This window comes from Burkholderia sp. HAN2018, from assembly GCF_024704855.1.
Classification (GTDB): domain Bacteria; phylum Pseudomonadota; class Gammaproteobacteria; order Burkholderiales; family Burkholderiaceae; genus Burkholderia; species Burkholderia cepacia.
Genome location: NZ_QOBB01000205.1, coordinates 1 through 12501, shown reverse-complemented (window position 1 = coordinate 12501; position 12501 = coordinate 1). Strand labels below are relative to the sequence as shown.

The window sequence follows — 12501 nt, the reverse complement described above, 5'->3', positions numbered from 1 at the left end:
GTCGGCGCCGATGCCGGCGGCCGCGCCGGCGGCGGCGATGCGCGGCGGGTGCAGGTCGAGCTGCGCGATGCTTTCGATCCCGCAGACACCGCAGCCGGTGCGGCCGGCCAGCGCGCGTCGGTGCGCCTTCAGCGCCATGAACGCCTGCTGCGACACGGCCAGGCGCACTTCGGCGCTGCCGGGCCGGCATTCGCTCTCGATGTCGAACACGTCCGACGCACGCTCGACGATGCCTTCGCTGAGCACGAAGCCGAGGCCGAACGCGTCGAGGTCGATCGGGGTCGCCATCATGACCGTGTGTGCAATACCGTTGACCACGAGTGCAACTGGCGTTTCGTCGACGACGCGGTCGACGGTGTCGCGCACTTCGCCGGCACGGTGACGTGTCACATGACACGCGGTGCTGCCGGTCGGTTCGTCGCGGCGGATGCAGGACTCCATGCGGTTTCTCCAGGCGGATCGGCCGGCGGGCCGGCCGGGTCGGGCGCGTACGCCGGACCAGGGGAATCGGGGCTGCCGGGCGGGCGCGGCCGAGGGGCGCGCCGTGGCCGTGGGCAGGCATTGCATCGGATGTTAACGGGGATGAACAGTGCGCCCGATGTACAGCGCTGCAGTGCGGAAAGCAGTACAGCTGATCGTCCCGCCGGCGCGAAATGTGTTTTCCGTACACACATCTTCGGCAACGGAAGCAGCACAGTTTCAGCGCACGTTCGAACGATTGCGAGTATCGTTGCAAACGCGATATCGTCATTCACGCTTCGATGCCATGCGAGTGACCGTTTTGTATTCGCATGTGTCGTCGGCAAGCCGTCGCGCGATTTCCTGCTTCGGGCGGACATCCTCACAAACACGAGCAAATTACGGTCATGGAAATCTTCGATGCGTTCCATCTCGCACGATTGCAATTCGCATTCACGGTGTCGTTCCACATCGTGTTTCCCGCGATCAGCATCGGTATGGCGAGCTTCCTGGCGGTGCTGGAATGGCGCTATCTCGTCACCGGCGACGCCGCCTACAAATCCATGTTCCAGTTCTGGTCGAAGATCTTCGCGATCGGCTTCGGGATGGGCGTGGTCTCCGGCGTCGTGATGGCGTACGAATTCGGCACGAACTGGGCCGGCTTCTCGCGCGTCGCGGGCAACATCACGGGCCCGCTGCTCACCTATGAAGTGCTGACGGCGTTCTTCCTCGAAGCCGGCTTCCTCGGCGTGATGCTGTTCGGCTGGCAGCGAGTGAGCCCGCGCGCCCACTTCTTCGCGACGCTGATGGTCGCGGTCGGCACGCTGATCTCGACGTTCTGGATCCTCGCGTCGAACAGCTTCATGCAGACGCCGCAGGGCTACAAGATCGAGAACGGCCTCGTCGTGCCGGTCGACTGGTTCAAGATCGTGTTCAACCCCTCGTTCCCGTACCGTCTCGTGCACATGACGATCGCGGCGTTCATCGTCGCGGGCTTCATCGTCGCCGCGTGCGGCGCGTGGCACCTGCTGAAGGGGCGCCGCGACGAGCCGGTGAAGCGCAGCTTCTCGATGGCGCTGTGGATGCTGCTGGTGCTCGCGCCGATCCAGATCGTCGTCGGCGACGCGCACGGGCTGAACACGCGCGAATACCAGCCGGCGAAGATCGCGGCGATCGAAGGGCTGTGGGAAACCGAGAAGGGCGGCACGGCGCTGAACCTCGTCGGGCTGCCCGACATGCAGGCCGAAACCACGCGCTATGCGATCCAGGTGCCGCACCTCGGCAGCCTGATCCTCACCCACAGCTGGGACGGCGAGATTCGCGGTCTGAAGGAATTCCAGCCGCAGGACCGCCCGTATTCGCCGATCATCTTCTGGACGTTCCGGATCATGGCCGGCCTCGGGATGCTGATGCTGCTCACCGCGCTGCTCGGGCTGCTGCTGAGAAAGGGCGGGCGCCTCTATGAAACCCGCTGGTTCCAGTGGTTCGTGGTGGCGATGGGGCCGTCGGGCATCGTCGCGCTGCTGGCCGGCTGGATCACGACCGAGGTCGGGCGGCAGCCGTGGACCGTGTACGGCGTGCTGCGCACCGTCGATTCCGTCGCGCCGCTCAGCGCGCAGCAGGTCGGCGTGTCGCTGCTGATCTTCGTGGTCGTGTATTTCCTGGTGTTCGGAACGGGTGTCTACTACATGCTGAAACTGATGAAGCGCGGGCCGGCTGCCCAGGCCGGGTATATCGAGCTGCACCGGCATCCGGGGCTGCGCAAGAGCGCGCTGTCCACGCCGCTGAACGTGACCGAAGCGGAGTAAGCCATGCAAATCGATCTTCCTGTCGTGTGGGCCGCGATCATCGGCCTCGGTGTATTCATCTACGTGATGCTGGACGGTTTCGATCTCGGCATCGGCCTGCTGTTTCCGTTCTTCGATGCGAAGGCCGAGCGCCAGGTGATGCTCGACACCGTCGCGCCGGTGTGGGACGGCAACGAGACGTTCCTGGTGCTCGGCGGCGCGGGGCTCTACGGCGCATTCCCGGTCGTCTATTCGACGCTGCTGCCGGCGAACTACCTGCCGCTGGTGCTGATGCTGGTCGGGCTGATCTTTCGCGGCGCGGCGTTCGAGCTGCGCGCGAAGGCCACCCGCACGCAACACATGTGGGATCTCGCGTTCATCGGCGGCTCCGCGCTCGCGGCGTTCTGCCAGGGGATCGTGCTCGGTTCGCTGCTGCAGGGGATCAAGATCGTGAACAACCAGTTCGCGGGCGGGCCGTTCGACTGGCTGTCGCCGTTCAGCCTGATGTGCGGGATCGGCGTGCTCGTCACGTATGCGACGCTCGGCTGCGGCTGGCTGATCCTGAAGGTCGACGGCGAGCTGCAGCGCAAGATGCGGCTGCTGATGAAGCCGCTCGCGGGCGTGCTGCTCGCCGTGATGGGCGTGGTCAGCCTGTGGACCGTGATCGGGCTGCCGGCCGTCGCGCACCGCTGGTTCGGCAGCGGCAACCTCGGCTGGTTCCTGCCGGTGCCGATCCTCGTCATCGCGTGCGTGTGGGGCATCTTCCACTCGGTGAAGCGCACGCACGAGGCGACGCCGTTCCTGCTGACGCTCGCGCTCGTGTTCCTCGGCTACACGGGGCTCGTGATCAGCATCTGGCCGAACATCGTGCCGCCGTCGCTGTCGATCTGGGATGCATCGTCGAGCCATTCGAGCCAGAAGTTCGCGCTGATCGGCACCGTGATCGTGCTGCCGATCATCCTCGTGTACAACGCGATGCAGTACCGCGTGTTCCGTGGCAAGGTGCGCGAGGGCGACGTCGGCTATCACTGAGCGCCGCATGATGTGACGGGCGCGGCGCGCGCGGGCGTATCATCTCGCGCAGCACGGCGCCCGGCCCGGCATCCACCCGACAGCGGCCCGCCATGCGCGGGCCGCTGCGCATCGGGCGCCGGCGTGCCGTATCGCGTATTTCCCTGGCAGTCGAGAAAACACCATGATCGTCCGACCACGACAAAACTGGCTCAGGATGCTGTTCGTCTGGAACGGCTCCGTGCTGCAATCGATCATTCCGCAGCTCGTGTTCATGGCGATCGTCAGCACGCTGGCGGTCTTCACGAACGGGCGCATCTTCGGCGAGAAGATTCCCCTCAATACGGCGCCGTTCACGCTGTTCGGGCTGGCGCTCGCGATCTTCCTCGCGTTTCGCAACAACGCGAGCTTCGAGCGGTTCAAGGAGGCGCGGCATCTGTGGGGCAACCTGCTGATCGCGGCGCGCGCGCTGACGTCGCAACTGAATCGCTACCTGCCCGACAGCGTCGACGACGCCGAGCGCAACCGGCTTGCCGACCTGCTGATCGCGTTCACCTATGCGCTGAAGCATCAGCTTCGCCATACCGATCCGACGCAGGACCTGCAGCGGATCCTCGGCGCGGAGCGCACCGCCGCGCTCGCGGGCAAGTGTTTCAAGCCCGTGGCGATCCTCGACGAGCTGCGCGGCAGCATCGTCCGCGCGCTGGGCCGCGCGCCCGGGAGCGACGCGACCTGCTGGATGTTCGAGGCGCAACTCGACGAGCTCGGCAAATCGGTCGGCGGTTGCGAGCGCATCCTGTCGACGCCGATTCCGTTCTCGTATAGCGTGCTGCTGCATCGCACCGTGTATGCGTATTGTGTGCTGCTGCCGTTCGGCCTCGTCGATTCGACGGAGTTCTTCACGCCGCTGATCTGCGTGTTCATCGCGTACACGCTGATCGCACTCGAGGCGATCGCGAACGAGGTGGCCGAGCCGTTCGGCCTCGCGCCGAACGCGCTGGCGCTCGATGCGATGGCGCGCACGATCGAACGGTCGGTGCTCGAACTGGGCGATCGCCCGTTGCCGGAGGAATTCGTGCCGGCGTCGACTTACCAGATCACGTAGGCAGGTGCGCGGAAGGGGCTGAAGGGGCGGGTCGCGTCGGGCGCTAGAATGGCGCTGGCCTGTTCTTCGGATCTGACGCGATGACCCTCGTCGACACCTATCTCGCCGGCCTGCGTGCCATGCTGCCCGACACCGACAACGCGGCGCTCGCCGCCGCCACGGGCGCGACGCCCGCGCAGCTCGACGCGCTGCGTGCCGCGTATCCGCAGTGCCCGGCCAGCCTGCTCGAACTGCTCGGCACGATCGACGGCACCTACTGGCGCGACTACGGCGGCACGACGGTCAACGTGCTGGTGCTGGGCTCCGACGTCTACGAATACCCGTATTACCTGCTGTCGGCCGCGCAGATGCTCGAGGAAGGGACGAAGTATCGCGACAGCATCGCCGAGATCTACGGCGACGACGCGAACGACGACGGCGAACTCGTCGATCCACGCATCGACATCGCGCTGCCGATGGGCCGGCGGCTGTGCTTCTCGCATTGCATGAACAACGGCGGCACGTCGCAGCTCTACATCGACTTCGAGCCGGCGGCGGGCGGCAAGGTCGGGCAGGTCGTGCGCTTCCTGCACGATCCCGACAGCTATGCGGTGATCGCCGACGACTTCGACGGCTACCTGCGCCAGCTGATCGACGGCGGTTATGCGTTTGTCATCGATTTCGACGAAGAATAGCGGCGGCGACGGCTGCTATTTCAGGAGAGGTTGAAATGCGAATCTACGTGACGAGTATTTTTGTCGACGACCAGGACAACGCGTTGACGTTCTATACCGACAAGCTCGGGTTCAAGCTGAAGAACAACGTGCCCGTGGGCGGGTACCGCTGGCTGACCGTGGTGTCGAAGGACCAGCCGGACGGCACCGAGCTGCTGCTCGAGCCGAGCAACCATCGCGCGGTCGGGCCTTACAAGCAGGCGCTGTACGAGGACGGCATTCCGGCGGCATCGTTCCAGGTCGACGATCTCGATGCGGAATTCGCGCGGCTCAGGGATCTCGACGTCCACTTCACGCTGGAGCCGATGGACGCGGGGCCTGTGCGCGTCGCGATCGTCGACGATACCTGCGGGAACCTGATTCAACTGATGCAGATGAAGTGACGCCGCGCCTCTCGAGGTTGATCTACACGACGTTGTCCAGTGCTTTGACCTCTGCGATTCGTGGCTCGGTGATCCAGAGCGCATCGATCATCTGAAACACCAACGGGGCCAGCGGCGTACCGATGACCTGCTCCCGGGCAAGCGCGAATTCAAACAAGCCGGAATTATCGACACCTCGTTCAGCGGCGTTCACGATGGAGACAGGACCGCCTCCCTCGCGCGGAATATAGATCAATGAAACCAGAACGCGGTCGGCAGGCCCGGCACTTTCCCCCCAGTCGCCCAACACGAGGTCAATGATCGGCGGATGGTCCGGCCTTCCGGTTGCCCATTGGACGAAGTAGACGCCAACAACTGAATCGCCTTGGTGCAGTTCGCCCGTGATTCTCCTCGTCTCGCTACCACAACACGCACAATTGAAAGTGGATGCTTCCCCCGGGTACGCGTGTATCGATTCGTCGGCCGACATTGGGCAGAGTCCCCAAAGTAGTTGCAGGTTGAAGGCGGCGGTTCCTGCGGGAATCCGTGCGGATCGGGTTTCCAGGACCAGGCTCCCGGACAGGAGAGCAGCCGAAATGAAGCCTATCAAGAAACCGGGCCGCCGACCTCGAAGTGCTCCACGCATGTAGTCGGAAGAACGTCGTCCGTGGATCGCATGCGAAACGATAGCGGGTTGCGCGGGCGCGGCATCGGCGGAGCGGACCAAGGGACGGCCCGCTACCGCCATGAACGACATCGCGTGTGACAGTGTCGGGTGTGCAGGTATTGCCCACGAACGGCAGCGTGGCTTCGGCGCGAATTGTCGCGCTCATGTAGACTCGTGTGCCCTTCAACGGAGTAGATGCAATGCAACTGCTTGATCACGTGTCAATCAGCGTGCCGGATATCGAACTGGCGCGCCCGTTCTACGATGCCATCATGGCCGCGCTGGGCGCGGCCCGGGTCTATGACCGGGGCACCGCACTCGGCTACGGCGAACGCTGCAATGCGAACGACACCGCATCGACCTTTCTCGCGATCTACCTGGATCCCGCCGAAATCGGCGTGAGCAAGCGGCACTGGTGCTTCAAGGCCGCGAGCCGCGCGCAGGTGGATGCGTTTTTCGAGGCCGGCCTCGCGACGGGCGGGCAGTCCGACGGTGAGCCCGGCTTGCGGCCGCATTATCACGGCGACTACTACGGGGCGTTTCTCGTCGACCCGGCCGGCAACCGGGTCGAGGCGGTGTGCCACGCGTCCGTGCCGGCGCACGCATCGTGACGAGAGGCGGTTGCAGCGACGCACGCACGCGCACCTGATGCGGTGACCGCCGCGCGCCGGCCCGATACTGTCCGGCGCGCGGCGCGCGTTCACGCACGCGCTGCCTGCGCCGCTCAATCGAAGTAGTTCAACCCCATCGCCCCCTTCACCTCCGCGAGCGTCGCGCCGGCCACGTCCCGCGCGTGCATCGTGCCGCGCTTCAGGATCGCCATCACCTCGGCCTTGTCGGCCTCGAATTCGCGGCGGCGCGCGCGGATCGGCTCGATCAGCGCCTGCAGCCGCTCGTTCAGCACGCGCTTGACGACGCTGTCGCCGAGCCCGCCGCGACGGTAGTGCGCCTTCAACTCGTCGACCTTCTGTACGTCGGGCTCGAACGCATCGAGGAACGTGAACACGACGTTGCCCTCGACCTGGCCGGGATCGCTCACGCGCAGGTGGTTCGGGTCCGTGTACATGTCCTTCACGGCCTGCGTGATCTCGTCCGGCGTCGAGCCGAGCGTGATCGCGTTGCCGAGCGACTTGCTCATTTTCGCCTTGCCGTCGATCCCCGGCAGCCGCGTGACCGCGGACAGCACGGCCTCGCATTCGACCAGCACGGGCCGGTCGACCGTCGCGTTGAAGCGGCGCACGAGTTCGTTGGTCTGCTCGATCATCGGCAGCTGGTCGTCGCCGACCGGCACGTGCGTCGCCTTGAACGCGGTGATGTCGGCCGCCTGGCTCACCGGGTAGGTCAGGAAGCCGGCCGGGATGTCGCGCTCGAAACCGCGCAGGCGGATCTCTTCCTTGATGGTCGGGTTGCGTTCGAGGCGCGCGACCGTGACGAGGTTGAGCAGGTATTGCGACAGCTCGGCGAGTTCGGGCACCTGCGACTGCACGACGATCGTCGAGATCGCCGGATCGATGCCGACGGCGAGATAGTCGAGCGCGACTTCGATCACGTTCTCGGTGACGCGCTGGCGGCGGCCCATGTTGTCGGTCAGCGCCTGCGTGTCGGCGAGCAGCAGGAACTGCTTCGCTTCGTGCTGCATCTGCACGCGCGCGCGCAGCGAGCCGATGTAGTGGCCGAGGTGCAGCGGGCCGGTCGTGCGGTCGCCGGTGAGGATGGTCGGTCGGGTCGGGTGGGTCATGTTGGTCGTTGCTCCGGGTTATCGAAGCCGCCAGCCATGTCGTCTGCGCAGAAACGCAAATGCCGCCATGGCTGGCGGCATCACGTTTGAGACATGCAAAAGGAAACGGGCCGCCTGGGTCAGGCGCGCCACCAGCAATGCACGTTCGGCGAGGCGGGTCGGGTTTCCATTGCGCGAGTATAGCGTAGAGCGGGGACGGACGTGCCGCGTCAGCGGATGACGGACTCCATCGCAAGGTAGGCGGTTTCGGCCGACGGCCACAGCAGGTACAGCAGGCCGGCCATCAGCAGCAGCGCGCCGGCGCGTACCAGCGGCGTACGGTCATTCTCGCGCGGGAGGCGGGTGGGCGGCTTCGAGTTCTTCATGCTTGCTGGCGCGCGAGGCGCCACTCCAACGGTTGCTGCAACGGGTCGGGTGAGGCGACGCCGGGGTGTTGCGGGGTTCGACGGGGGCTGGGTGCGGCCGGGCACCGTGTCGCCCGGGCGGGACGGCGGGTTGGCCGCTCGCGGGCATAAAAAGGGACGGTTGAACGCCCTTTGGCGGCCATCCATGCCGAGGCGACCGGCATCCTACCAGTTCGGCGGCGCGGACACAGTCAAGAATTGTCGGGGACAGGGCCGCAGGGGGTGCGTCGAATGGCCGTGCCGCTATCGGCTCGGGATAGCGTCGTCCAGATGCCGTGATGCAACCTTGCCCGTTCTCCACGGGCTTTCAGCCGCATACGTGGCAACTGACAACCGTAAGGTTTCTTTCAGTCGATTGCATTCGTCAACACCGTCGCGCTCCCGTGATTATCCCGAGCCTGTTTTTTACTCTCGCGTCGTAAATGGGTGTGATTATTTAAGAAAATTAAACGGGCCAATCATCATTTTCGCCTCCGGATTTTTTTGAGATTTCAGGTCGCCTTGACCTTGCTAAAACCAATTCCATCTGCTTTATTTACTCATACCAAATCAGGATAAAACGCTATCGGGGTATCACAGTCACTTCGTCAGGTATTGGTGCCTGACGAAGTGGCATCGACTCAACACGGCATCCCTACGATCTGAAGGCGCAGCCCCTTCCCAGCGGGCGTGCTACGCCTGTTGCGCGTGTCCGCGCCCATGGAGGCGATCAGGTGGCCACGCGGGCCCGCCCATGGCCCGCCGATTAATGCTTTCAAAATGCCACGCGATATTTGAATAAAACGAATTCGATTGAGCGCGAGTTTAAATGCTTTATTAACTACCTGCTTACGTTCAAAACCTGGCGGCCAAGCCCTAATGCTACCCACGAAGGAGGCTGGATATATCATGAATAACGCATCTGGAGTCAGAGTTCGTCCGTCGATCGAATCGTTGCAAATCGAATATCTGAAAGGCAACAAAAAGCCGCTGGAAGATCTGATGCGCGCGTGGAAAGGCATCAAGGCATTGCCGCCCGACGATCCGAACTCGTTCTTCATGATCGGCGGCTTCCACGGCGAGCCGTTCCGTGGCGCCGGCTGGGGCTCGGCGTCTTACTGGGGCGGCTATTGCAACCACGGAAACGTGCTGTTCCCCACCTGGCACCGTGCGTACCTGCTGCGGCTGGAACAGGCGCTGCAGAGCATCCCCGGTTGCGAGCAGGTGATGCTGCCGTTCTGGGACGAAACCAGCGAAGAGTCGCTGACGAAAGGCATCCCGTGGGCATTGACCGACCCGGATTTCGAGCTCGACGGCGAAAAGATTCCGAATCCGCTGGCCTCCTTCACGTTCAACCGGGCGATCACCGACAACATCAACGGCGACGATCCGAACTACAGCAAGCCGCTGCCTTACGTCACGGTTCGCTATCCGTTGTCGGGGCTCGTGGGTACCGACAAGGACCGGGCCGCGACCGAGAAGCACAACGCCAAGTTCAAGGATGCCAAGGAGAACGTGGTATTGCTGAACCGGAACATCGTGGACTGGCTCACGTCCTACATCGTCGTGAAGGGCAAGGTGGTGCCGACCAACGTGAAGCGCAAGTTCGAGCAGTGCCTGGACGCGCCGAACTACACGGTGTTTTCCAACACGACGTCCGCGGCCCAGTGGAACGAGAATCTGCCGGAAGGCGCGATTCCCGTCGTCCCGCTCGAGTCGCCGCACAACAAGATTCACCTGGCGGTCGGCGGGTTCGACGTGCCGCACGGCCCGAACAAGGGAGACCTCTCGCCGATTCCGGGCGCCAACGGCGACATGGGCGAAAACGACACGGCGGGCCTCGACCCGATCTTCTATTTCCATCACTGCTTCATCGATCGCGTGTTCTGGCTGTGGCAGAAGCGGCATGGCTTCACGCAGCATCTCGACGTCATCGCCGAGTATCCGGGCACCAACTCGGTCGACGCGCAGGGGCCGACGCCGGGCACGGTGCCCAACTCGTGGCTCACGCTCTCGTCGCCGCTCGATCCGTTCAAGAAGAGCGAGAACGGCAAGGAGCGCGCCTATACGTCGCTCGACTGCATCAACATCGAGGAGCAGCTCGGCTACACGTACGGCCCCGGTTCGCTGGAAGACCTGCCGAAGCTCTCGCTGGCGGCGACGACCGTGCCGGCCGGCAACAGCAGCAAGGTCGTGCGTGTGTCCGGGCTGAATCGTGCGCCGATCGCGGGATCGTTCCTGGTCTCCGCGTACGTCAACGTGGACGGCGAGCGGCACCTGCTCGGCACGGAGGCCGTGCTGAGCCGCTGGAGCGTGCAGTACTGCGCGAACTGCCAGACGCACCTCGAAGTGAAGGCGTTCTTTCCGCTGGACCAGTTCTCGGTGAGTGCGGTGGAGGGGGCCCAGTACGACGTCGAGATCCATACGCGCGAAGGCGTACGCCTGCAGACACAACCGGCTTCGCCGCCCGTTTCGCAAGCCGTCGCCGGTGCGGCTCCGCAGGCCGCGCCGAAACTGTTCCGGCTCGAGGTCCGGTAACGACGGCGCGTGACGAACCGGCGCCATCGCGTGGCGCCGGTTCACTTCGGTATTTCGACGACATGGACATGAAGGGGAGACGCGCGCATGAGCTACACACCCGAAACCGGCAGCCTGGTGGGCCAGTGGACCTATCGCAGTTTCCTGAACGATCCCGACCCGGCCACCGCATTCAACGACCTGGAATTCGGCCTCGGCACGATCGAGATCGCGCATGCACCGGCGGGCATTTTCAAGGGGCGCATTTTCGGCCCGGGATGGGAGCTGCAGCTCAACGGCTGGATCAGCTACGGGAATCCCGGCACCGTCCGCTTCCAGGGGCGCGGCGTGGTCAGCGGCGAGGAGTGGGTCTACGACTATGTCGGGTACGTGAGCGCGCCCTGGCCCAACGGCATCAACCAGCGTCCGGCGCTGACCGGCTCGATCGTCCGGACGGTTCCGCATGCGAGCGGCAACGGCGGCGTCGCGCCGGCCGGGGTGGTGTGCTCGTGGTACGCGGTCATGCGAGATCCCGCCTGAACGGCCATGACTGCCCCGAGTGCTCCGCCGGCCGGCCCGGCCGGGCGTCCGGCGACGGTGACGGGCGCGATCCGCGCATGCGTGGAGGCCGGGGCTGCGCGAACGGCCATGCTCCCGATGCCCGAACGCGTGCGCGGCGCGCTGGCGTTCGCGATCCTCGGCTACCTGGCGTGCGACCTGCCGACGCGGCTGCATGGTGCCCCTTCCAGCTGGATATGGAACGGCATCGGTGCGTTTGCCTGCGGCTTGGCGGGGTACTCGACGAGAGGCGGATCGCCGGGCAGGTGCGCGCGCCGGTCGATGCGCTGGTGCATGGCCGCCATCTGCGCGGGATTGACGCTCGATGCGATGCGGGCGCCCCTCGAGGCCATTCTCGACATCTGCGGCGGCACGCTCGATACCGGTGCCATGTGGAACATGCTCGTGCTCCACCTCCAGTGGTTCCCGATGTCGATGCTGGCCATGCTGGCGCTGTTGATTCGGCGCGAGGCCGACCGCAAGGACGGGCATCGACGCGGCCCGGTACGCGTGCTCGTCCGGGCGCCGGTACGGGTCGCGCTCGAATTCGCGGGGATGTTGCTCGTCATGGCGCTCGGCATGACCGCGATCAGGGCAATGGCGTTCAGCGTGGGGTTGCGCTGGGATACGAGCGGCGTGGCCTTTGCGATGCTCGTCAGCATGCTGGCGTTCTACGCACTGAGCGATCGAGCCGCCCTCGCAGAGGAATCGTTGAAAGGCCGCTTGCGAAACAAGAACGGCCAGATTACTTAGGATCGCAAAAGCAGGTTGGAGATCGAATTCGGCGGAACATGATCGCGGCGTAGGTCGATTTCAATAAAAGAGACCACGCACCGGGCAGCGGGCGAACGGGGCGCAACGGTATCGGCCGGCATGCGCGGGGGCGCTGCTTGCCTGCGCATGGCCCGCCGGCGTAGGCGCGACGCACGGCGACGACCGATTTCACAGACCCGTCGCACGGTTCGTCCCTGCAGCGGTCCCGCCGAAATTTCCGGCGGGGCCGCCGATTGTCCATTTCCCGGAGAACACCATGCGATATCCATTGCAGTGCGCCGGCGCTGGCGCCCCGGCGCCGCGTCCATCCGCACCCGAACCGCACGCACCGGCGACGCGGGCCGACCTCGAGGAGGTGTGAGCCATGAGCGACGACGCACTCGACCCGTTGCTGCGGCAGTTCGCGGAGAAGCGATTGGGACGGCCC

General features: G+C 64.9%; 13 protein-coding genes. 9 read left to right on the top strand and 4 right to left on the bottom strand.

What is annotated here, in order from left to right:
• A partial coding sequence (locus tag DPV74_RS32755; protein ID WP_205571960.1) for a formate dehydrogenase accessory sulfurtransferase FdhD occupies nt 1-441 on the bottom strand: 441 nt, incomplete at its 3' end.
• A 425-nt stretch (nt 442-866) separates the two neighbouring features.
• Between DPV74_RS32755 and DPV74_RS32750 the strand changes: the two genes are divergently transcribed.
• The 5 genes from DPV74_RS32750 (at nt 867) to DPV74_RS32730 (ending at nt 5458) form a co-directional block, all read left to right on the top strand.
• Nucleotides 867-2267, top strand: coding sequence for a cytochrome ubiquinol oxidase subunit I (locus tag DPV74_RS32750; RefSeq protein WP_091921652.1), 1401 nt, complete (start codon nt 867-869; stop codon nt 2265-2267).
• A 3-nt stretch (nt 2268-2270) separates the two neighbouring features.
• Nucleotides 2271-3278 carry a cytochrome d ubiquinol oxidase subunit II gene (gene cydB, locus DPV74_RS32745; protein WP_060350094.1) on the top strand — a complete coding sequence of 336 codons (1008 nt, stop codon included), beginning with the start codon at nt 2271-2273 and terminating at the stop codon, nt 3276-3278.
• A 163-nt stretch (nt 3279-3441) separates the two neighbouring features.
• Nucleotides 3442-4362, top strand: coding sequence for a bestrophin family protein (locus DPV74_RS32740; RefSeq protein WP_027792473.1), 921 nt, complete (start codon nt 3442-3444; stop codon nt 4360-4362).
• Between the two features lie 80 nt (nt 4363-4442).
• Entirely contained in the window at nt 4443-5036 is a 594-nt protein-coding gene (locus tag DPV74_RS32735) for an SMI1/KNR4 family protein (RefSeq protein WP_119338684.1), read from the top strand.
• Nucleotides 5037-5071: 35 nt separating this feature from the next.
• Nucleotides 5072-5458 carry a VOC family protein gene (locus DPV74_RS32730; protein ID WP_091921656.1) on the top strand — a complete coding sequence of 129 codons (387 nt, stop codon included), beginning with the start codon at nt 5072-5074 and terminating at the stop codon, nt 5456-5458.
• A 22-nt stretch (nt 5459-5480) separates the two neighbouring features.
• Here the strand turns inward: DPV74_RS32730 and DPV74_RS32725 are convergent, their stop codons facing one another.
• Complete coding sequence (locus DPV74_RS32725) at nt 5481-5927, bottom strand: hypothetical protein (protein WP_091921658.1); 447 nt, start codon at nt 5925-5927, stop codon at nt 5481-5483.
• A gap of 377 nt (nt 5928-6304) precedes the next feature.
• On the opposite strand from DPV74_RS32725, the gene DPV74_RS32720 reads away from it, so the two are divergent.
• Nucleotides 6305-6715 carry a VOC family protein gene (locus DPV74_RS32720; RefSeq protein WP_021157925.1) on the top strand — a complete coding sequence of 137 codons (411 nt, stop codon included), beginning with the start codon at nt 6305-6307 and terminating at the stop codon, nt 6713-6715.
• A 113-nt stretch (nt 6716-6828) separates the two neighbouring features.
• On the opposite strand, the gene trpS is transcribed toward DPV74_RS32720, so the two are convergent.
• Both trpS and DPV74_RS32710 read right to left on the bottom strand, forming a co-directional pair.
• Nucleotides 6829-7842 carry a tryptophan--tRNA ligase gene (trpS, locus tag DPV74_RS32715; protein WP_027792476.1) on the bottom strand — a complete coding sequence of 338 codons (1014 nt, stop codon included), beginning with the start codon at nt 7840-7842 and terminating at the stop codon, nt 6829-6831.
• Between the two features lie 209 nt (nt 7843-8051).
• Entirely contained in the window at nt 8052-8207 is a 156-nt protein-coding gene (locus DPV74_RS32710) for a hypothetical protein (protein WP_162923199.1), read from the bottom strand.
• A gap of 927 nt (nt 8208-9134) precedes the next feature.
• Between DPV74_RS32710 and DPV74_RS32705 the strand changes: the two genes are divergently transcribed.
• From DPV74_RS32705 to DPV74_RS32695, 3 genes are all read left to right on the top strand, one after another.
• Complete coding sequence (locus DPV74_RS32705) at nt 9135-10763, top strand: tyrosinase family protein (protein WP_091921659.1); 1629 nt, start codon at nt 9135-9137, stop codon at nt 10761-10763.
• A gap of 87 nt (nt 10764-10850) precedes the next feature.
• Nucleotides 10851-11282 (top strand): hypothetical protein, encoded by a 432-nt coding sequence (locus tag DPV74_RS32700; RefSeq protein WP_059485981.1) that lies wholly within the window; start codon nt 10851-10853, stop codon nt 11280-11282.
• A 6-nt stretch (nt 11283-11288) separates the two neighbouring features.
• Complete coding sequence (locus DPV74_RS32695) at nt 11289-12053, top strand: hypothetical protein (RefSeq protein WP_143066122.1); 765 nt, start codon at nt 11289-11291, stop codon at nt 12051-12053.
• Nucleotides 12054-12501: the final 448 nt, after the last annotated feature.

Coding starts and splice junctions, on each gene's coding strand:
- DPV74_RS32730 (WP_091921656.1), top strand. CDS start 5,072: ATGCGAATCTACGTGACGAGTATTTTTGTCGACGACCAGGACAACGCG.
- DPV74_RS32725 (WP_091921658.1), bottom strand. CDS start 5,927: ATGTCGGCCGACGAATCGATACACGCGTACCCGGGGGAAGCATCCACT.
- cydB (WP_060350094.1), top strand. CDS start 2,271: ATGCAAATCGATCTTCCTGTCGTGTGGGCCGCGATCATCGGCCTCGGT.
- trpS (WP_027792476.1), bottom strand. CDS start 7,842: ATGACCCACCCGACCCGACCGACCATCCTCACCGGCGACCGCACGACC.
- DPV74_RS32750 (WP_091921652.1), top strand. CDS start 867: ATGGAAATCTTCGATGCGTTCCATCTCGCACGATTGCAATTCGCATTC.
- DPV74_RS32695 (WP_143066122.1), top strand. CDS start 11,289: ATGACTGCCCCGAGTGCTCCGCCGGCCGGCCCGGCCGGGCGTCCGGCG.
- DPV74_RS32700 (WP_059485981.1), top strand. CDS start 10,851: ATGAGCTACACACCCGAAACCGGCAGCCTGGTGGGCCAGTGGACCTAT.
- DPV74_RS32710 (WP_162923199.1), bottom strand. CDS start 8,207: ATGAAGAACTCGAAGCCGCCCACCCGCCTCCCGCGCGAGAATGACCGT.
- DPV74_RS32735 (WP_119338684.1), top strand. CDS start 4,443: ATGACCCTCGTCGACACCTATCTCGCCGGCCTGCGTGCCATGCTGCCC.
- DPV74_RS32720 (WP_021157925.1), top strand. CDS start 6,305: ATGCAACTGCTTGATCACGTGTCAATCAGCGTGCCGGATATCGAACTG.
- DPV74_RS32740 (WP_027792473.1), top strand. CDS start 3,442: ATGATCGTCCGACCACGACAAAACTGGCTCAGGATGCTGTTCGTCTGG.
- DPV74_RS32705 (WP_091921659.1), top strand. CDS start 9,135: ATGAATAACGCATCTGGAGTCAGAGTTCGTCCGTCGATCGAATCGTTG.